The 19,084-nt window shown below is 72.0% G+C and carries 20 protein-coding genes and 1 pseudogene; 8 read left to right on the plus strand and 13 right to left on the minus strand.

Going from position 1 to position 19,084, the window contains the following annotated elements:
* Positions 1-18 precede the first annotated feature (18 nt).
* The 3 genes from ACLBX8_RS28720 to ACLBX8_RS28730 all read right to left on the minus strand — a co-directional run bounded on the left by ACLBX8_RS28720 (position 19) and on the right by ACLBX8_RS28730 (position 4,125).
* The gene (locus ACLBX8_RS28720) at positions 19-1,230 is read right to left on the minus strand and encodes a hypothetical protein (protein ID WP_447698792.1); all 1,212 of its coding nucleotides are present in this window, start codon (positions 1,228-1,230) and stop codon (positions 19-21) included.
* Positions 1,231-1,415: 185 nt separating this feature from the next.
* Positions 1,416-3,728: a Tex family protein gene (locus tag ACLBX8_RS28725; protein ID WP_447716202.1), complete on the minus strand. Its 2,313-nt coding sequence runs from the start codon at positions 3,726-3,728 to the stop codon at positions 1,416-1,418.
* A 76-nt stretch (positions 3,729-3,804) separates the two neighbouring features.
* On the minus strand, positions 3,805-4,125 hold the full coding sequence (locus ACLBX8_RS28730; RefSeq protein ID WP_447716203.1) for a hypothetical protein: 321 nt from the start codon (positions 4,123-4,125) through the stop codon (positions 3,805-3,807).
* A 349-nt stretch (positions 4,126-4,474) separates the two neighbouring features.
* Between ACLBX8_RS28730 and ACLBX8_RS28735 the strand changes: the two genes are divergently transcribed.
* Positions 4,475-4,675, plus strand: a complete 201-nt coding sequence (locus ACLBX8_RS28735; RefSeq protein WP_020093590.1) for a hypothetical protein — start codon at positions 4,475-4,477, stop codon at positions 4,673-4,675.
* Positions 4,676-4,698: 23 nt separating this feature from the next.
* Here ACLBX8_RS28735 and ACLBX8_RS28740 read toward each other — a convergent pair whose 3' ends face one another.
* The 3 genes from ACLBX8_RS28740 to ACLBX8_RS28750 all read right to left on the minus strand — a co-directional run bounded on the left by ACLBX8_RS28740 (position 4,699) and on the right by ACLBX8_RS28750 (position 8,831).
* The gene (locus ACLBX8_RS28740) at positions 4,699-4,866 is read right to left on the minus strand and encodes a hypothetical protein (protein ID WP_020093591.1); all 168 of its coding nucleotides are present in this window, start codon (positions 4,864-4,866) and stop codon (positions 4,699-4,701) included.
* A 184-nt stretch (positions 4,867-5,050) separates the two neighbouring features.
* The gene (gene mdoH / locus ACLBX8_RS28745; RefSeq protein WP_447716204.1) at positions 5,051-7,210 is read right to left on the minus strand and encodes a glucans biosynthesis glucosyltransferase MdoH; all 2,160 of its coding nucleotides are present in this window, start codon (positions 7,208-7,210) and stop codon (positions 5,051-5,053) included.
* 52 nt (positions 7,211-7,262) lie between these two features.
* Positions 7,263-8,831: a glucan biosynthesis protein D gene (locus ACLBX8_RS28750; RefSeq protein WP_447716205.1), complete on the minus strand. Its 1,569-nt coding sequence runs from the start codon at positions 8,829-8,831 to the stop codon at positions 7,263-7,265.
* Between the two features lie 167 nt (positions 8,832-8,998).
* Here ACLBX8_RS28750 and ACLBX8_RS28755 point away from each other — a divergent pair, with 167 nt between their 5' ends.
* The 3 genes from ACLBX8_RS28755 (at position 8,999) to ACLBX8_RS28765 (ending at position 10,530) form a co-directional block, all read left to right on the plus strand.
* Positions 8,999-9,592, plus strand: coding sequence for a ribosome hibernation promotion factor (locus ACLBX8_RS28755; protein WP_026605000.1), 594 nt, complete (start codon positions 8,999-9,001; stop codon positions 9,590-9,592).
* Positions 9,593-9,736: 144 nt separating this feature from the next.
* A complete protein-coding gene (gene ptsN / locus ACLBX8_RS28760; protein ID WP_020093595.1) occupies positions 9,737-10,204 on the plus strand; it encodes a PTS IIA-like nitrogen regulatory protein PtsN in 468 nt (155 codons plus the stop codon).
* Complete coding sequence (locus tag ACLBX8_RS28765; RefSeq protein WP_447698786.1) at positions 10,204-10,530, plus strand: hypothetical protein; 327 nt, start codon at positions 10,204-10,206, stop codon at positions 10,528-10,530. Before ptsN ends, ACLBX8_RS28765 begins: the two co-directional genes overlap by 1 nt.
* A 26-nt stretch (positions 10,531-10,556) precedes the next feature.
* Here ACLBX8_RS28765 and ACLBX8_RS28770 read toward each other — a convergent pair whose 3' ends face one another.
* From ACLBX8_RS28770 to ftsE, 3 genes are all read right to left on the minus strand, one after another.
* The gene (locus ACLBX8_RS28770) at positions 10,557-11,333 is read right to left on the minus strand and encodes a YdcF family protein (protein WP_091927815.1); all 777 of its coding nucleotides are present in this window, start codon (positions 11,331-11,333) and stop codon (positions 10,557-10,559) included.
* Positions 11,334-11,484: 151 nt separating this feature from the next.
* Positions 11,485-12,453, minus strand: coding sequence for a cell division protein FtsX (locus ACLBX8_RS28775; protein ID WP_020093598.1), 969 nt, complete (start codon positions 12,451-12,453; stop codon positions 11,485-11,487).
* The gene (ftsE, locus tag ACLBX8_RS28780) at positions 12,450-13,142 is read right to left on the minus strand and encodes a cell division ATP-binding protein FtsE (RefSeq protein WP_020093599.1); all 693 of its coding nucleotides are present in this window, start codon (positions 13,140-13,142) and stop codon (positions 12,450-12,452) included. Before ftsE ends, ACLBX8_RS28775 begins: the two co-directional genes overlap by 4 nt.
* Before the next feature lie 181 nt (positions 13,143-13,323).
* On the opposite strand from ftsE, the gene ACLBX8_RS28785 reads away from it, so the two are divergent.
* Entirely contained in the window at positions 13,324-14,112 is a 789-nt protein-coding gene (locus ACLBX8_RS28785) for a zinc-ribbon domain-containing protein (RefSeq protein ID WP_447698809.1), read from the plus strand.
* Between the two features lie 122 nt (positions 14,113-14,234).
* Complete coding sequence (locus tag ACLBX8_RS28790) at positions 14,235-15,176, plus strand: helix-turn-helix domain-containing protein (RefSeq protein ID WP_447716206.1); 942 nt, start codon at positions 14,235-14,237, stop codon at positions 15,174-15,176.
* A 5-nt stretch (positions 15,177-15,181) separates the two neighbouring features.
* On the opposite strand, the gene ACLBX8_RS28795 is transcribed toward ACLBX8_RS28790, so the two are convergent.
* From ACLBX8_RS28795 to ACLBX8_RS28805, 3 genes are all read right to left on the minus strand, one after another.
* Positions 15,182-16,309: a glycosyltransferase gene (locus ACLBX8_RS28795; protein WP_447698784.1), complete on the minus strand. Its 1,128-nt coding sequence runs from the start codon at positions 16,307-16,309 to the stop codon at positions 15,182-15,184.
* Positions 16,310-16,458: 149 nt separating this feature from the next.
* A complete protein-coding gene (locus ACLBX8_RS28800) occupies positions 16,459-16,866 on the minus strand; it encodes a thioredoxin family protein (protein ID WP_091683330.1) in 408 nt (135 codons plus the stop codon).
* Positions 16,867-16,989: 123 nt separating this feature from the next.
* Complete coding sequence (locus tag ACLBX8_RS28805) at positions 16,990-17,304, minus strand: hypothetical protein (protein ID WP_020093604.1); 315 nt, start codon at positions 17,302-17,304, stop codon at positions 16,990-16,992.
* Between the two features lie 223 nt (positions 17,305-17,527).
* On the opposite strand from ACLBX8_RS28805, the gene ACLBX8_RS28810 reads away from it, so the two are divergent.
* Together ACLBX8_RS28810 and ACLBX8_RS28815 are read left to right on the plus strand one after the other, a co-directional pair.
* Positions 17,528-18,205 (plus strand): TetR/AcrR family transcriptional regulator, encoded by a 678-nt coding sequence (locus ACLBX8_RS28810; protein WP_132366537.1) that lies wholly within the window; start codon positions 17,528-17,530, stop codon positions 18,203-18,205.
* 57 nt (positions 18,206-18,262) lie between these two features.
* On the plus strand, positions 18,263-18,724 hold the full coding sequence (locus tag ACLBX8_RS28815) for a DUF2852 domain-containing protein (protein ID WP_447698783.1): 462 nt from the start codon (positions 18,263-18,265) through the stop codon (positions 18,722-18,724).
* A gap of 61 nt (positions 18,725-18,785) precedes the next feature.
* On the opposite strand, the pseudogene ACLBX8_RS28820 reads toward ACLBX8_RS28815, so the two are convergent.
* Positions 18,786-19,084 (minus strand): annotated as a pseudogene (locus ACLBX8_RS28820) (methyl-accepting chemotaxis protein); the annotation flags it as partial.

A 19,084-nucleotide genomic window follows, 5' to 3' on the forward strand; every position in this document is an offset into this window, starting at 1 on the left:
CTTGCCGAGGCGGCCGACCTAGGCGGTCCGCCCCCGAGCCCGCCCCCGCAGCGCGTCCTGGAACGCGGCGAAGACCCGGCGCATCTGCGGCGCCTTGTAGGGAAACAGCTCCGCCGAATCCATGTCGTGGACGACCATCCCGGTATCGGCCTCGAAAATCAGCAGCCGGCCGTCCGCGCTCTCGGCGCAGTCGATGATCAGGTAATCGAGGCCGATGCTGCGGTGGATCTCGGCGAACGCGGCGCGGTGGCGCTCGGCGAAGTCGGTGTCGAACGTGGCCATGGCGGCGGCCTCGACCTGCCGCTTCACCGGATCCTCCAGCATGCCAGCGTTGAGGTAGTGGATCATCCAGTGATCGCGGATGGCCATGTGGCAGAGGTAGGGCACACCGTCGATCAGCACGATGCGCAACTTCCGATAGAGGCCGTCGGGACCGCGGTAATCGCAGAACTGCGTGACGTAGAACGCCTCGGCTTCCGTCTGAGCGAGGTAGAGATGCAGGTCCTCCGCCCGGTCGATCTTCTGGAGGTCGTTGCCGGCGTGCGTGTCCAGAGGGCGCACGAGGAGCGGGTAGGTCGGGCCCTCGGCTCTGCGGGACGCCGCGGCGCTCAGGATGGAGCGGCTCACGCGGACGACCTCCGGCGCCAGGATCCCCGCCGCCCCGCGGAGCGCGTCCGCGATCCCGTGGCGGGACGTCTTGAGGACGTGGCGCGGGTGATTGACGATCGGCCGCATCCACTGGTCCGCCGCCGCCGCGAGGGCTTCCAGGAGCGGCTCGGCGGTCCGCGCGTAGGCGATGCCCGTGACGATGACGTCGTGCGCCGGCAGGTCGTGCGGGACCGGCTCGCCGGGGCGGAGATAGAGGTAGGTGAGGCCGAAATCGCCGTCGTTCAGCAGGAAGTCGATCGGCGTGTTCGCCATGAGATCGCCGGCCGTGACCAGGACGAGGACGCGGATCCGCGCCTGATCCGGGTTCGAGCGCAGCGAGAAGACCCGCTGTGCGTCCAGCACCTCGCTCTGGAGCGCGAGCCCCTCGGTGAAGCGGTGCTTCAGCAGCAGGATCGTCGCCATGTCCAGCGCCGTCCCGGCGTCGAGGGCGGAGTCTCCGCCCTCGGCGAGGATCTCGGCGGCCAGGGCGGCCATGTCGGCGCCTTCGAAGGCCGCCCGGATCAAGCGGGCCGGGCCGATCATCGGGTTCGGGTTGTCGATCCCCGCAACGTGCGCTTGCATCAGAGCCTCCGAGCCGTGGGGTCGCCGCAGCGATCCCGGAACCGCGATCAGGTGTTTCGAATCGCGCTCCGCGGCACGACGCCCGCACTCTGACCGCACGGAGGTTTACGAAGCGCTAACCATGTTCTCGGTTCACCGGCGGCAGTCCCGGCCGCGACGCGGAGGCCGTGCGCGTCAGGCATGCCTCACTCGCGCCGCGGCGCGGCGCCCGCACGCCGGAGCGCGTCGGCCAGCGACCCGCCGGGCGCCGGATCCGAACTCGGTCGGCTCCGCGGCGCGTCCTGCCGCGGCTCGGCCGTCCTCCGGGCATGCTGGCCCGGCTCGACGGGATCGTCGAGCCGCAGCGACAGCGCGATGCGCTTGCGCGGGACGTCGACGCTGAGGACCAGCACCCGGACGACCTCGCCGATCCGGACGACCTCGGTGGGCGACGCGATCCGCCGCCGGGCCATCGCCGAGATGTGGACGAGCCCGTCCTGGTGGACGCCGATATCCACGAAGGCCCCGAAGGCCGCGACGTTGGTGACGACACCCTCGAGCTGCATCCCGGGCTTCAGGTCCCCGATCGTCTCGACGCCCTCCTGGAAGCGCGCCGTCTTGAATTCCGGCCGCGGGTCCCGCCCCGGCTTCTCGAGCTCGGCGATGATGTCGCGCACGGTCGGCAGGCCGAAGCGCGCGTCGACGAAGGGCTCCGGCGCGAGGCGGCCGAGGAGGGCGGTGTTGCCGAGCAGGACGTGGATGTCGCTCTTCGTCGCCTGGAGGATGCGGCGGACCACCGGATAGGCTTCCGGGTGGACGCCAGACCCGTCGAGCGGGTCGTCACCGCCCTGGATGCGGAGGAAGCCGGCGGCCAGCTCGAAGGTTTTCGGGCCGAGCCCCGGGACCTTCTTGAGCGCCGCCCGCGTGCGGAACGGTCCCTGGGCGTCGCGGTGGGCGACGATCCGCGCCGCCATCGCGCCGCCGAGGCCGGAGACCTGCGCCAGCAGGGCCGGGGAGGCGGTGTTGACGTCCACCCCGACCGCGTTGACCGCGTCCTCCACCACCGCCGAGAGCGACCGCGACAGCTTCGCCTCGCTCACGTCGTGCTGGTACTGCCCGACGCCGATCGACTTGGGGTCGATCTTGACCAGTTCCGCCAGGGGATCCTGGAGGCGCCGGGCGATCGACGCGGCGCCGCGATGGGACACGTCGAGGTCGGGCAACTCCTTGGCGGCGATCTCGGAGGCCGAGTAGATCGAGGCGCCGGCCTCGGAGACCACGACCTTCGCCAGCGGCAGGTCCGGGTTCGCCGCGATGATCTCCGCGGCGAGGCGCTCGGTCTCGCGGGACGCGGTGCCGTTGCCGACGGCGAGAAGCTCCACGCCGTGCAGCCGGCAGAGCCGGCCGAGCGTCGCGACGGCCTCCCGCCAGCGCCGCTGCGGCTCGTGCGGGTAGGTCGTCTCCACCGCGACGACCCGCCCGGTCCGATCCGCCACCGCGACCTTCACGCCGTTCCGGTAGCCCGGATCGAGCCCCATCGTCGCCCGGCCGCCCGCCGGAGCGGCGAGGAGCAGGTCCTTGAGGTTCCCGGCGAAGACCGACACGGCCTCGTCCTCGGCCCGCTCGAACAGCCGGCCGCGCAGGTCCTGCTTGATCCCGGCCCGGATCTTCGTTCGCCAGGCCGTGCGCACCGCGTCGAGGAGCCACGCATCGCCGGGACGCCCCCGCGCCGCGATCTCGAAGCGGCGGCAGATCGCCGTCTCGAAGGGCCCGGGAAGGCCCGGCGCCGACTCCTCCCCCTCCGCGGCGAAGCCGACGTCGAGGACCTCTTCCCGCTCACCGCGGAAGATCGCCAGGATCCGGTGCGAGGGCATGCGCTCCAGCCGCTCGCTCCAGTCGAAGTAGTCCGAGAACTTCGCCCCCTCGTTCGCCTTGCCCTTGCGCACCTGCGAGACGAGCTGGCCGGTCCGCCAGTAATCCGCCCGCAGGCGCCCCACGAGGTCGGCATCCTCGCCGAAGCGCTCGATCAGGATGGCGCGGGCGCCCTCCAGCGCGGCCTCGGTGTCCGGCACGCCCCGCGCGTCCGACACGTAAGCGGTCGCGACCGCTTCGGGCGCGCGGTCGGGACGGCTCAGCAGGGCCTGGGCCAGCGGTTCGAGGCCGGCTTCGCGGGCGGATTGCGCCTTCGAGCGCCGCTTGGGCCGGAAGGGCAGGTACAGGTCCTCCAGCCGCGCCTTCGTGTCGGCGGCGTCGAGGGCTGACGCCAGGGGCGGGGACATCTTTCCCTGGGCCGTGATGCTCGCGACGATCGCGGCGCGCCGCTCGTTGAGATCGCGCAGGTAGGACAGGCGCTCCTCCAGCCTGCGCAGCTGCGTGTCGTCGAGGCCGCCCGTATTCTCCTTCCGGTAGCGCGCGATGAACGGCACGGTCGCGCCGCCGTCGAGGAGCGCCACGGTGGCCGCGACCTGCGCCTCCCCGACACCGAGTTCCTCGGCGATCAGAGCGATCACGGATTTCATGGGTTCTCCGACTGGGGTCGCGGCGACGGACGGGCTGCCTGGGTGGAGCGCCAAGCCGTCGGAAACAAGGCACCGGTCAGGGGCGCGGCTGCGCGTCCGCCCCGGCCTCGGCCTTCACGGCCCGGGCACAATCCAGGATGCGGTGCCGGGCATCGGGATCCTTGATCGAGAACCACAGGGTCAGCAATTCTTCGGTCATCGCACGGTCGTCGTGCGGGTCCGGATCGAAGAAGACGTCGACCGAACATCCGAGAGTCTCGGCCAGATCGCCGAGAAGGCGACGCGACCGTTCGTTCGGGACTCTGCTGTGATCTGCCATCACGTCGATCCGCCTCGCAGCGCCACCGGGTGCTGCCGCCAGAATGCCCTCGACCCCGCCCGCAACGGGCCAGAGCATCGAGATCCAGACAATCCAGTCAAGTCCGCGCGTCGCAGGCGCGTCGCGGCGTCGGCAGCGCGGATGCCGAGGCGGCCATCACGGGGCCAGCGCAGTTCCTGGGGATAGCTGGCCGGCTGTCCGCTCATCCTGGCACGGATTTCGCACTCGATTGTTCGGGTCAGATCTCGATGGATAGCTGGCACGATGCTGAACCATCGATCTCGCCGCGCTCCGTCCACGAAGACAATAGTCTTCAGCAGAATTTTGCGGCGGCCGGCGCGCCTTGACGGTCGCGAAACAACGTCATCCGGATGTCACTCGCGGATGCAAGTCTTTCGCTTCGCATGTCCCGGACAGGGAGGCGCCCGTGCAATTCGAGATACGAGAGCGTAGCCGGTCGCTGTGGTCGTGGGTTCTCGTCAACGAGACTGACGAGCCCGTTCTCGAATCGCGACGCAGCTTCCCGTCCCGCGCCCAGGCCACGGCGGCGGCCCTGGCCTTCTCCCAGCTGGTCTCCCGTGCGGGGCGCAGCCTGGGCGGCGGCCCGCGCCAGGTCGGGTTCCTCTGACGGTAGCTTGCTCCGGTCCGGTGTCAGGTCGTCCGGATCCGGTGGCGCACGAGGCTCACGAGACTCGTGGCGGCGATGACGCAGCCAACGCCCATCGCGCCGAGGCAGCTGATGGTGCGGATCGGCTCGCCGCGGGCCAGGACGATGGCCACCGCGAGCGGCAGGAGCAGGAACACGAACAGGAGGGTCATGACCGGATCCGAATGACGATGCGCGAATCTAGGACCCGAATGGTTAATCACTTCTCACGGCTCGGTCCGGCTGGCGGCCTCGGTGGACCTCACGATCGGGGCGCACCGACACGTCTCCGCGAGCGGCGCTGACCGATCCCGGGCGCGCGCCGCGGTCGTCACTTCGCGGTCGGACGGACCGCGATCACCGTTCGCGCGCGTCGAGGCGGACGAGGCGGTCGACCAGGGCCCGGTCATGCAGGAGTGCCATCCGCTCTTTCGGCGAGAGCCACGCCTGCGCCTCCGCCACCGTCTCGGCCTCGCAGATCTTGGCGGTGGCCAGGGTCTGGTCCGGATCGATCGCGCCCCGGGGCCGCCGCTGTCCGAGGGGCAGCATCCGCGTGTGGTCACGCGCGAGGTCGGGATCGGCGTGGAGGGCCGCGAGGGCATCCGTCTCGTCGAACCCGCGCTCCGCGTTGCGGGCCGCGAGGGACGCGGCGCGGACCGCGATCTCCGGCGGTGCGGCCTCTTCCGGCGTGGCGAGGAGCAGGCGTCGCTTGAGCGCCAGGCCGAGCCCGAGCTGGCCGCTCGCCCAGGAGATCGGGATCGCCAGAACGAGACCCAGGATCGTCGGGCTCATCCAGAGGAACAGCGAGGTGGCGATCGCGAAGGCGGCGACGCCCGCCACCAGCCCCAGCAGCGTGTGCCAGCGATGGCGGACGACGATGTCGCGCAGCGGGATCGAGCCGTCGTCCCGCCGCTGCGGGTTCCAGCCCGTGTCCCGTCCGAGCAGGATGCCCATCACGGAGCCCGACTGGATCACCATCGCCACCGGCGCCACCAGGGCGGACAGCAGGATCTCGACGAGGCTCGACAGGACGAGCCGTCCGGCGCCGCCGCAGGCGCGCCGCACCGGGCCGTCCAGCAGCGCCAGGATCAGGCCGAGGAACTTGGGTGCCAGCAGCACCGCCATGGTCAGGCCGAACAGCTGGAGCGCGCGGACCGGATCGAAGCGCGGGAAGACCGGCGAGAAGCCGGCGCCGCCGAAATAGTCCGGCCGCTCCGTGGCCGTCTGGAGCACCAGCAGGATACCGACCACCAGCTGCAGCAGCCACAGCGGTGAGGCGAGGTAGCCGGCGATGCCGGTGGCGAAGTGCTGCCGCGTCGCGGGATGCAGCCCGGCGGCGCCGATCACCCGCGCGTGCTGGAGATTGCCCTGCGCCCAGCGCCGGTCGCGCACCGCCACGTCGATCAGCGAGGGCGGGCTCTCCTCGTACGAGCCTGGCAGGCGATGGAGCATGTACACCGCCCAGCCCGCCCGGCGGATCAGGGCCGCCTCGACGAAGTCGTGGGACAGGATGTGTCCGCCGAAGGGCGGCTTCCCGGGCAGGTCCGGCAGGCCGCAGGAATCCGCGAAGGCGCGGGTCCGGATGATCGCGTTGTGACCCCAGTAGTTGCCGTCCCGGCCCGACCACGCGGCGAGGCCGGCGGCGATCACCGGGCCGTAGATCCGGGCCGCGAATTGCTGGAGTCGGGCGAACAGGGTGTTGCGGTTGATGATCAGCGGCAGCGTCTGGATGATCCCGGCGTCCGGGTCCGCCTCCATGGCGGCCGCGAGCCCCACGACGGCAGATCCGCTCATCAGGCTGTCGGCGTCCAGCACGAGCATGTGGTCGTAGCGCCCGCCCCAGCGGGTGACGAAATCGCCGATGTTCCCGGCCTTGCGGTGATGGTTCTTCGGCCGGTGCCGGTAGTAGAGCCGGGCCTCGGGGCCGAGCCGGCCGCGCAGGTCGAGATAGGCCCGCTCCTCGGCGATCCAGGCATCGGGCTGGGTGGAGTCCGACAGGACGAACCAGTCGAAATGATCGCCCAGCCCGGTCGCCTCGACCGCCTCGCGCATGGCCTCGATGCCCGCGAAGGTGCGGGCCGTCGCCTCGTTGTAGACGGGCATCAGGACCGCGGTCCGCGTGCGCAGCGCGGCCGGGTTCGGCGCCGGCCGGGGCCGGCGCAGCAGCGTCGCGAAGCCGAGCACCGCGCTGGTGAAGGCCAGGGCGATCCACGAGAAGGTCAGGCAGAACAGGACGACCAGCACGAGCTGGAGGGCGGTCGGGCTGCCGGAGACCGACACGGTCTCGACCATCTGCCAGCCGCCGAAGGCCGTGAGCGCCAGGGCACCGCCGAACACCAGGATCCGCTCAGGCCAGGGCGACCGGACCCGGCGCTCCGGCCGGTGACCGAGCCCCGGATCCCAGCGCGCCAGATCCTGGACGGGCATCGACAGGGGGGCCTCGGGCGGCAGATAACGGCCGCCGTCGGTCACGGTCTCGCGCCCGGAACTGGCGTCTGTCGCTGGCGGCAACATCATGGTCTCGTCCAGTCGCACGGGGGAGGCCGTTCCTCAGCAATCGGGTCGGGGTTCAGGGTGTCCAGCGAAACAGCCAGGTCTCGCTGGCCCGGGCCTGGCCGCGCCGGAGCGCGAGACGCAGCTCGCTCGCGCGCTCGCTCCCCGGATCGAGCTCGAACAGGATCCGCAGCGTCTTACGATCGGGGTACCGAAACCGTTCCTGACGCGTGATCATCCCGGCCGAAGCGCCGAGGTCGACGTCGATGTCGCCGGGCCGGAACAGCGCGTCGCCCTCGAAATCGACGGCGAAGAGCCGGCGGTTCCCCGTGCTGCCGTGACCGCAGCGGCTGTCGCGCACCCGGGCGATCTCCGGCGGCAGCGGGTCTGGCCAGCCCTTGGACCAGTGCTGCCGGCACTGGAAGCGCATCTCCGCGCCCTTCGCGAGCTTCGCCTTGGGCCGCCAGTAGGCGAAGACGTTCTCGTTGAGCTCGGAATCGCTCGGGATCTCCAGCAGCGTGACCGCGCCCTCGTTCCAGTCGTCGAGGGGCTCCAGCCAGAGGGACGGTCGCTGCTCCCAGTGGCGCCGGTCGTCCTCGAAATCGTCGTAGGCGCGGGCGCGCTGCATGAGGCCGAAGCCCTTGGGCCCGCGATCCACGAAGGCCGAGACCTGCAGCGCTTCGGGATTGTGAACCGGGCGCCAGATCGGCTCGCCGTAGCCGTTGTGGATCGCCAGGCCCTCCACCGAGAAGGCCGCGGCGCGCAGGTCGTCCACGCGGTTCCGGTCGAGGGGCCCGAACAGGTAGCTGCCCTGCATGCCGCCGAGACCGATATGGTCGAGCTCGGCGCGGGCGAAGACCGTCCCGTCGATCTGCGCCGTGGAGACGTCGCGGCCCGGCGTCAGGGTGATCTTGAACGCCGCGGTCGCCGATTCCGATTCCCCGAGGGCGTGGACGATGACCGGCTGGCCCGCCCGCGGCGCCTCGACGAACAGGGCCCGGAACAGCGGGAATTCCTCGCCGCGGGAATCCGCCGGCCGCAGGGCGAGCGCCCGGGCGTTGATGCCGAAATCCTGGCCCTCGGCGACGAGGCGGAAGAACGAGGCGCCCTGGAACAGGGCGAAGTTCGACAACTCGTCGGCGCCGCCGAACCGGGCGCGCAGGCGGAAGCCCGAGAAGGCGGTGTCGGCGGTCAGGTCGGGCAGGTCGAGGCCCGGCGCCGCGATGGCGGACTTGTCGTACCCGACCGGCTGCACCACGCCGCTCTCCACGACGAACAGCGACACCGGCGTCTCGAAGATCGAGCCGCGCAGCAGCGGCTCCAGGACGTAGCCGGCATTCCGGTCGGCCCAGACCGCGCGGCCCTCCGCGGGACGGATCGCCTCGTAGGCCTCTCGGGAGAGGTTCTTGAGAACCGTCGGCACGTCGCCGGTCTTCGGGGCGGCGTAGGGGGCGGCGGCCCGGGCGCGGGCGAGGTCGGTCAGCGTGCCCGCCGCGAATGCCTCGCCGGCGCCGGGCAGGGCCGGGGCCTTCTCCGGGTCGGCCGCCCGCGCGGCTGCCGGGAGCAGGCCCGCGGCAGCGCCGAGCGCGCCCCCCAGGACGGCGCGGCGTGTCGCGGTGGCGGAGAATCCGGGGTCGATCATCATGCAGGCGGTCGTCTCACGTCGCAAGGCAAGGTGCCGGAGGCCCCGTGTATACGGACAGGCCGGCTGAACCCAGCGTTAAGCAAGCGCTTGAACCGCAAGGGGCTCCGTTGACTTAACCCGAGCCGGCTCTCTAATTCGGCCGACTGCATCGGAACGGGGGAGGCAGCATGGGATCGTTGCGAGTGACTGGCCACGGCGTGGATCTCGGCGAGAGTCTGCGCGGCCGCGTCGAGGAACGGATGTCGGCGATCCAGGCGAAGTATCTCGACTCGCACATGCACGATTCCTGCAACGGCCACGTCACGCTCCGGCGCGACGGCACCGCCTTCCGGACGGATTGCGTCCTGCACCTCGTCTCCGGCCTGACGATCGAGGCCAACGGCTTCGCGCACGACGCGCGGTCGAGCTTCGAGCAGACCGCGGAGCGCCTGGAGACCCGTCTGCGGCGCTACAAGCACAAGCTGAAGCAGCACGCGACGGGCCCGGGGGACGACGCGGCGGTCGAGGCCGCCTACGCGGTGTTCGCCGCCCCGGAGGTGGAGGAGGACGACGCCGCCGAGGGCGACGCCCACCCGCCGATCGTCGCCGAGAGCACCAAGACCCTCCAGCGCCGCACCATCGGCGAGGCGGTGACCGCCCTCGACATGACGGGATCCCCAGTGGTTGTGTTCGTCCACGCTGGCACCGGCCGCGTCAACGTCGTATATCGGCGGAGCGACGGAGCGATCGGCTGGGTGGACCCGCCGAACGCCACCGAGTGACGCCGCGGGTCGGGAGGAACGGAGCCGGAACCGGCTGGTTTCCCCGCTTATTGAATCTGGTGGGGGCGCGGCCGGAACGGTCGTCGATGCCCCTGCGACGAGGCCCGCTTCCTCGCGAACGGGCGACGGGGCAACGGTCGTTCGATGCCAGTTCTGGAATTCCTCGACCCCGACTCGGTCGTGCCGGCCCTGCGCGCCCGCGCCAAGAAGCAGGTGCTGCAAGACCTCGCCGCGCAGGCGGCGCGGCGCCTGCCCGCCCTCGGTGAGCGCCCCGTCTTCGACACGCTGCTCCAGCGCGAGCGGCTCGGGTCGACCGGCATCGGCGACGGCGTGGCGATCCCGCACGGCAAGCTGCCCGGTCTCGACCGTCTCTTCGGGCTATTCGCGCGCTTCGACCGGCCGGTGGACTTCGAGGCGCTCGACGGCCAGCCCGTGGACATCGCCTTCCTGCTGCTCGCGCCCGAGGGCGCCGGCGCCGATCACCTGAAGGCCCTGGCGCAAGTCGCCCGCATCCTGCGCGAGCCGGGCATGCTCGCCCATATCCGCGCCGCCCGGGACGCCGGCGCGCTCTACGCGCTCCTGACGCGCTCGACGGCACCGCAGGCCGCGTGATGATCCAGAGATTCCGAACGGCCGCCGCCCTGACCCTCGCGGCCGGCATCTCCGGCGCCGCCGCCCAGGGCGAGACCACCTGCGCGCGCGACGTCCTGGTGGCGCAATCGATGCAGCGCCAGGCCCTCGAGCAGCTCGAACAGGCGGACGGGGACGACGCCAAGAACTGCCGCGTCTGGCGGCGCCACGTGGAGACGATGCGCCGCGTGGCGAGCGTCTACGGTCGCTGCCTGTCCGGTTCGGAGCGCGGCGAGCGCCTGGCCCAGGTCCAGGGGTCGGACCGCGAGTTCTCGGCCGCGATCAAGGCCCGCTGCAAGGGGCTGTAGGGGCGGGGGTGGCGCGCGCCGCGCCCTCAATCCACGCCGCGGAGCATGAGCGGCTCGGCCACCATCTTCACCGGCTTGCCGCGCCCGATCAGGATCGCCGCGCGGGAGCGTTCGGGATCCGCCTCGAAGCGCGTGCGGACCCAGCTGACCAGGAACTTCATGTATTCCGAGGCCAGGAGGCGCGCGGCCGGCGGGTTCTTCCACCAGCGATCGGCATCGAAGGCCTCGCTCACGACCGGATGCGGCAGGACGCGGTCGCTGTCCTGGAGGGCGTGGTCGAGTTCGACCAGCGTCCGCGGCATGTGGTAGTTCGAGGTCACGACCGCCACGGTGCTGAACCGGTGCGCGCGCATCCAGCGGCGCGTCTCGATGGCGTTCCCGATCGTGTTGCGCGCCCGGTAGTCGAGATCCACACAGCAGGCGATCAGGGCGCGCTGGGTCGGGTTCAGCCGGGCGATCTCGTCGCGGCTGGTCCGCTCGTTGACCCCGGTGATAAGCAGGCGCCGCCCGTAGCCGCCCGCGAGCAGGTCGATCGCGTCGCCGATCCGCTGGGCACCGCCGGTCAGCGCGACGATGCCGTCGGCCCGGTCGGTCGGCGTCCGCTCCTGGCGGGCGAGCGCGCCGACGAACACGAGAAAACCCGCGAACAGGGCCAGCATCCCGAGCCCGGCGCCGAGGCCGCAGGTCCAGAGCGCGATCCGCCGCCGGTCGCGCGGGCGCGCGGTGGCGCGGCGCGGGAGACCCCACTCGTGCCAGGCCCAGCCGACGGCGTCGGTCGAGGGCGGATCCGATGCGCGCAGCATACGCGTGGTCATCCTCCAGAGAATCGGCGCCGATTGCGGCGGCTCGGAGGCCGGCGCGGTCGGCTGTTTCCACACCGCAACGATAAAGTTTCCAGATGGTAAACGCGCTCGGAAGACCCCCTATTTCCACGTCTTCGTGACGCAGCAGGGATCAGGCCAGGAAGCGCCGCACGGTCACGCGCGAGACGACGCCCGTGACGAGGGACGCGATCACGCCGATCAGGATCACGCTGGCGTAGCCGCGCAGGCCGATATGGAACGCGCCGAACAGCGCCTCGACCTCCTGACCGGCCGGTCCGGAGCGCGCGGCCCGGGCGAGGAGCCCGGCGATCACGAAGGCCACGAGGGCCAGACCGGCGCCGATCGCGCCGCCGCGCAGGCCCAGGCCGAAGAACCGCCGCTGGAACGCGCGGGCGATGTAGTCGTCGTCGGCGCCGACGAAATGCAGCACTTCCACCACCTCGCGGTTGCTCGCCATGGCACCGCGTGTCGCGAAGGTCACCGCGAGGCCGGTGGCGATCAGGACGAGCAGCACGAGCCCGATCCCGATCCCCACGAAGGCGTTGGCGGCGGTCGAGAGCCGCTGCAGCCAGAGGGCGTGGTCGTCGAGGCTTGCGACGCCCGGCAGCGCCTCGACGAGGCGTGATCGCAGCCGCTTCAGATCGGCGGCCTGGCTGCTGGAGAGTTTGAGGGCGATGAGCCGCGGCACCGGCAGGTCGGACAGGTCGAGCCCGGTCCCGAGCCACGGCTCGAGCAGGCGCTCCGCCTCGGCCTTGCTGAACACCCGCGTCTCCGCGATCCCGGGTTCGGCCTTGGCGATGCCGTCGGCGCGGGCGACGTCGGCGTCGACGTCGCGGCCGGGACCGGGCCGGACCTGGATCGTGACCTCCCGCGCCACGTCGCCCTGCCACTGGGCGGCGTTCGTCGCGACCATCTCGGCCGCGCCCGCGCAGAGGCCGGCGAGGAAGGTGAGGATCGCGATGACCGCCGCGAGGGAGCGCCCCGCCGCCGTGTCGGTGGGCACCAGCGGCGCGTTGCGGCGCAGGTTGGCCGGCATCGACGGGTCGGGCGGAACGGCCGATCCACCGGCCTTCGTCCGCGGCATCGCCTGAGTGCTCATTCCTCGATCCGCAGCCGGCCTTCGCCCAGGACCATCCGGCGGGCATCGACGGCGTCCATGATGCCGAAATCGTGGGTGGCGATGATGACCGAGGTCCCGAGCTTGTTCAGCTCCAGGAACAGGCGCAACAGCCGCCGCCCGAGGCCCGGATCGACGTTGCCCGTCGGCTCGTCCGCGAGCAGCAGGTCGGGCCGCGCGATCAGCGCGCGGGCGATGGCCGCGCGCTGCTTCTCGCCGCCCGAGAGCAGCGGGGGCAGGGCGTGCATGCGCTCGCCGAGGCCGACCCAGCGCAGCAGTTCCACCACCTCGGCCCGGTAGCTGGCCTCGGCCCGGCCCTGGACGCGCAGCGGTAGGGCGACGTTCTCGTAGGTGGTCAGGTGGTCGAGGAGCCGGAAATCCTGGAACACCACGCCCATCCGGCGCCGGAGCCCGGTCAGCGCCTTCGCGGAGATGTCGCTCACCTCCTCGCCGAAGATCGAGACGAGCCCGCGGGTCGGCCGCACCGACAGAAGGATCAGGCGCAGCAGCGTCGTCTTCCCGGCGCCGGACGGACCGGTCAGGAACTGGAAGGAGCGCGGCGCGATGCGGAAGCTCACGTCGGACAGCACCTCCGGCCCGAGGCCGTAGCGCATGCCGACATTCTCGAACTGCACCACCGGTCGCTCCGCGCCGGGCAGCAGGCTCTTCATGCTCGCTTGTAGGTTCAAAGCCGTGCCGTATCTCGTCTGTCCGTCCCTCGGGAATCGCCGGAGCGGCGGGCGTTTTCAAGGCCTCGGGGATTTCACGGCCCCTTAACCCTGTTCGGGCACACTTCTTCAAGCAATTCACAGTCCGGCCCGGTCGCGGCCGATCGATGCGAGTATGGCGCGGATGCTGATCGCCTGCCCGAGCTGCGCGAGCGAATATCGCATCGACGCCAGCAAGGTCGGCATGGAGGGCCGTTCGGTCCGCTGTGCCGCCTGCCGCGAGACGTGGTTCATCTCGCCCGCCGACGTCCTCGCCGGCCACGAGGCGGAGCTCGCCGCGCAGGCCGAGACCGATCCCCTCGCGGACGCGGCCTGGGAGGAGGCGACCGCCTCGGTGCGGAATGCCACCGACGTTCCGGCGCCCGAATCCCGACGGTCCGCCAAGCGCAAGTCCGCCGGGAAGGCCGCTGGGAAGGCCGCCGGGAAGGCCCGCCGCTCGATCCCGGGTCTCACCCCGTCGCTGGCTCTCGGCCTGACGCTCCTGGCGGCGATCCCGCTCGTCTGCCTCGCCCGGACCAGCGTGGTCCGGGCCGTCCCGCAGACCGCCTCCCTGTTCGCGCGCATCGGCCTGCCGGTGAACGTGCGCGGGATCGAGATCCGCGATGTCGTCGCCTTCTACAACCCGGCCGAGGACGACAGTCCCGCGGAACTCGTCGTCGAGGGCGACCTCGTCGGCGTCGCGCGCTCGGACGCGCCCGTCGCGCCGCTGAGCGTTGAGATCCGCGACGCCGGCGGTCGGACGATCAAGACCTTCACGGTCGCGCCGCCGCGGACGATCCTCGCCGCGACCGAGACCGCGCGATTCCGCGCGAGCCTGCCGTCGCCGCCGGCCGCTGGGCGCGCGGTGGTGCTGCGTTTCGCCGACGCGTCCGCGACCCGCTCCGACCCTCGAGTGGCGGCGGCGGATCGGTGAGGCGGGTCCGCGCCGGTCATTAGCTCAGGTCACGCCTCTCCCGCGGATCGGCAACCTTCTCGACGGCGTTCCCGTTGCGGGCGTGAGCGTCGGCCGACGTCGGCGCATGGGATCGCCGTGCCTTGAGTGTTCGCGAAACCGTTCCCATCGTCGTCGAGACGACCGACTCGGTCGATCAGAAGCGCGCCTTCGACTACTGGCGCAGCACGGCACTGGCGCGCGTCAACGCGACGCCGCTGGCACCCGACATCCCGTTCGCGGCGGGCCGCCGGCTCGCGATCACCCGTCACGGCGCGATCCTGCACACCCTGAGCAAACCGATCGGGGTCGAGCGCACGACGCAGCACGTGCGCCGGGACGGGAGCGACGACATCGCGATCGTGCTCCTCGTCCAGGGCAGCGGCTACATCGAGCAGGGCAACAGCGGCGCCGTGCTGGGCGCCGGCGACATCGCAGTCCATGCCATGGACCAGCCCTTCGCGATCGGCAGCCGCGATTCCTACGAGGAGATCCGCCTCCAGGTGCCGCGCGCCGCCTTCGTGAGCCAGGTCGGCAGCGTGCACGCCTTCGCCGGGCGCGGTCTCCGCGCGACGCCGCTCAGCGGCCTGTTCGCGACCTATCTGCGCTCGTTCTCCGAGACGGTCGGCGGTATGTCGGAGGCGGAAGCCGGCATCGCCCTCGAGGGCGTCCTGCACCTGCTGCGCGCCCTGGCCGACCGCCAAGGCGAGACGGCCGGCGACGACCTGTCCGGGGACGCCGTGCGGGCCTTGGCCCTGGCCCATATCGAGCGCCGACTGCACGATCCCGCCTTCGGGCCGGAATCGCTGCCGACGGCTCTGCGGGTCTCGCGAAGCCGCCTTTACGCGGCTTTCACCGGCGACGAGGGCGTGGCGGCGAAGATCCGCGACGCCCGGCTCGACCGGGCCTACAAGCGGCTCCGCGGCGGCACGCGGATCGGGTCGGTGATGACGAGCTGCGGCTTCACCGACGCGGCCACCTTCAGCCGCGCCTTCCGCCGCCGGTTCGGCGTGGCGCCTCGGGACGTGCTGGAACGCCGCCCCTGACGGAGTCAGATGCGGCTGCCGCGCGGGTCGGAGACCGTCCGCCCGGGCGCGACCGCGCCCGCGAGCCGCTGCGCCACGCCGATGAGCCCCAGGCCGAGGCGGATCGCGACGACGCCGACCCGCGCGATCCGGATCTGCCCGGGCAGCTGGCGCGGGCCGATCGGGCGGTAGGCGAGGCGCGGGCTGGCGCGCTCCGCCTCCGCGATGGCCTGACCCAGCGGGAGGGACGCGATGCGCCGCGCCTCCGGCGGAACGATGCCGATCGCCCGCGCCCAGCCGTCGCTCCGCGCGAGCGCCCCGCGCCCGTGCATCTGGCGGAATCGCCGCCGCCAGAGGTAGCGCCGCACTGCGCGCGGGAAGGTCTCCATCCGGGCATCGCAGAGCGCGTCGGGCTCCTCGCAGCGGGAGCGGATCGTGTCCGCCACGCCGCCCGGCGCGCGCCCGGCGAGGCGGGCCGAGATGGTCACGCAGACGTCGGTGGCGTGCCGGACCCGCAGCCCGTGCTCCAGCAGCCGGGCGATGAAGGCGCCGTCCTCGCCGAGCGGGATCTCGGGCATGCCGCCGACGGCGAGGTACGCGCTGCGGGTCACCGCGAGGGTCGCGCCGATCGCGGTCCGGTGGCAGGGCCAGGGGTCGTTCGGATCGGGATCGATCCGCGCCTCGACCTCGGTGATCAGGGCGTCGTAGGTGTCCTCCAGCCGGCCGCGGGCGGGGAGCGAGGGCGGTAGCAGCGCCGCCTCCGCCGCGTCGAGCTCGACCCGGCCGGCCACAGCGTCGGCCCCGGCCTCGATCGCCGCGCGATTGCGCGCCACCCAGTTGGGCGGGACCCGGCTGTCGGCGTCGGTCGACAGGATGATCCCCGCATTCCCCGCATCACCCAGCCAGGCGGCGGCGGCGTCCATGGCCCGGCGCCGGGCCCATCCGGCATGGGCGCCGTAAAAATTCTCGACGGACACCCGGACCGGGATCGACAGCGTCGGCACCAGCGCGGTGACGAGGGCCTCGGTGCCGTCCGTGCAGTTGTTCAGGAACAGCACGAGCCCGACGCGCCCCGATTCAGCACCCTCCTGGGCGTCGATCGCCCGCAGGCACGCGGTGATCCGCTCCTCCTCGTTGCGCACGGGCACCGCCACGATCGCATCGGGACCCGGGACGTCTGACAAAGGGGGGCTCGACACCGGTGATCATCTCCGCCGGACCCGTCATGCGGGTCTGGATCGGGCTTATGCCGGAGCTTCCCTGAACGGAACCGGACCGGGGAGATCCGGCGACGCGCCGTCGGTCAGAGGGTCTTCTCGACGAGGCCCTCGATCCATTCCGGCTGGGTCTCGCCGACCGAGCGGCCGACCTCGGTCGCGCCCTTGTAGGCGATCAGCGTGCTCTGCATCCGCACGTTCAGGCGGCGCAGCAGCTCCTTCTGGCTGTCGAAGTCGATGTCGAAGATCTGGAGATCCTTGAAACGCGGCTCGGCCGCGAGTTTCGCGAGGATCGGCTTCTGCGTCCGGCAGATCGGGCACCACGGGGCGCTGACCGCGATCAGCACCGGCTTCCCGCCCTTCTGCGCGGCCTCGAAGGCCGCGTCCGAGAACGGCCGGGTCTCGCCCGCCAGGGCAGCGGTCGGGACCCCGAGCAGGGCCGGGCCGGCGAGGGCGAGGCCGACGAGCGCGAGGACGTGACGGCGGCTCTTCATGGCGTGCGATCCTCCCGCGACCCCGTCGGCGCGGGGGGCTGCTGTTGGCGGGATGCTACGTCGCGCGCCCGGCCCCGTCCCTGTGACCTGTGCGCCCCAAAGACGGAAAGCCCCCGCGCCGGATCACATTGTCGAGACGCCGGACGGCGGCGCGTCGGACGACCGGTCCTCCGCCACGAGCGCCGCGATGTCGTCGGGATCCACCGCGTCGATCGGGCGCCGGATCTTCAGGGCGCGCGTGGGCGCGCCGGCGCGCATCACCAGCACGATCGTCTCCATGTCGGGGCAGCCCGGATCGGCGCAGGCGATCTCGTTGACCGCCAGCGTGTCGGCCTCGCCGAGGCCGAGGGCCGTCCGCAGATCCTGCTTCAGGCGCGCCGCGATCGCGGCGCGCTCCGCCGAGCGGGCCCGCCACGCCTTGAGGCTCACGAAAGCCATGCGCGATGCTCGTTGTCCTGCCGTGGAAGCTCGGTTGCGGATGTGTAACACTGTTACAGTTATCCGGGGGCGGTCAAGCGTCGCCCCATGCGCCTGAAACAACCGTCGTGTTCACCGGTCATGTAGAGGCCGACCTCGGAAAAACCGACTTCGTTGGTCTTCGGACTCGACAGGGGCGTAGAGGTCCGGTGTGGTGTAATAGGCGCGCGAAGGATGTGAGATCTTGCGACCCTGGCGGGACGGGCCGGACGACCGGCGGAGCTACCATCACGGCAACCTGAAGGAGGCCCTGCTGGAGGCCGCGCGCCGGTTCATCGCCGAGCGCGGGATCGGCGGCTTCACCCTGGTCGACGCCGCGCGGCTCGTCGGCGTAACGCCGGCCGCCTTGTACCGCCATTTCCGCGGCCGCGAGGCGCTCCTCGAGGAGCTGGCCGGGCGCGGCTTCGCGGAGCTCGCCGCGCGTCTGGCGCGGGCCCTGACGTCGCGCGGGACGCCGCTGGAGCGGTTCACCCGGATGGGTGAGACCTATCTCGCCTTCGCCGAGGAGGAGCCGGCCTACTACGCGGCGATCTTCGAGACCCGCGGGGCACCCGCCGGCGGGGCCGATCCCGAGGCGCCGCCCGGCGCCGCGAGCGCGGAGGCGCGGCCGAGTCCCTTCGACCTGCTGGTGGAAGCGCTGCAGGCGACCTTTGCGGACGGGTTCGGGGGCGTGGCACCCCGGTTCATCGCCCTGGAGGTCTGGGCGCTGGCGCACGGCCTCGCCACCCTCTCGGCCGCCGGCCATCTGCCGCGCGGCCCAGGCTTCCCCGACAAGTACGAGCTGCTGCGGGCCGGAGTCCTCGCCCTGGTCCACGGGGCGGGGCGCCCCGGCGAGCGCGACGGCGGCGGTGGGCGGCCTTGAAAGGCCCCCGCCGGACCCGCATGTTAACCGCGTTCACATGAACAGCGGAGCACAGCCGTGACCTCTCAAACCTCCTCTCCCTGGGCGACCGGCAGGCTCTGCCGGTCCGGCCCGTTCCCGCGTCGGTCGCTGGAGATCGGCGCGATCGTGGTGGGCTTCATCTACTGGTGGCCGATCGGCCTCGCGCTCGTGGCCTGGAAATTCGCGGGCTACCCGGCCTTCGCCGAGATTCGGGACGCCGCGCGCCGGACGGTGTCGGGGTTCGAGGGCGGGCGCCCCGCGTCGCGCTTCGCCCGCGCTTTCGAGGCCGCGAACCGCCGCGGCGGCAGCGGGAACGCCGCCTTCGACGAGTACCGCCGGGCCGAGCTCGACCGCCTCGAGGCGCAGCGCCGCGCCCTCGAGGAAGAGAGCCGCGCCTTCTCGAACTTCGTGGAGGAGCTGAAGCGCGCCCGGGACCGCGAGCAGTTCGACGCGTTCATGGCCAAGCGCCGGACCGAGGGTGGCGGCCGCGCGGTCTGATTCTGCGACGCGGCGTCCGGGCCCATCGGCCCGGACGCACCCCTGAATGCCGCGTGCCGTCTCAGGCCGCGCGGACGCGATCGAGGAACCGCGCCACCTCGCCGTTCAGGTGCTCGGACTGCTCCGAGAGCCGCGACGCCTCGGCCAGAACCTGCCCGGCGGCCTGACCGGTCTTCTCGACGGCCCCCGCGACGCTGACGATGCTGCGGGTCACCTCCCCGGTGCCGGCCGCGGCCTGCCCGACGTTGCGGACGATCTCGTGGGTCGCCGCGCCCTGCTGCTCCACCGCCGCCGCGATCGTGGTCGCCACGCCGTCGATGTCCCGGATGCGGGCCGTGATCGTCCCGATCGCCGCGACGG

It is taken from the genome of Methylobacterium sp. D48H (assembly GCF_053345715.1).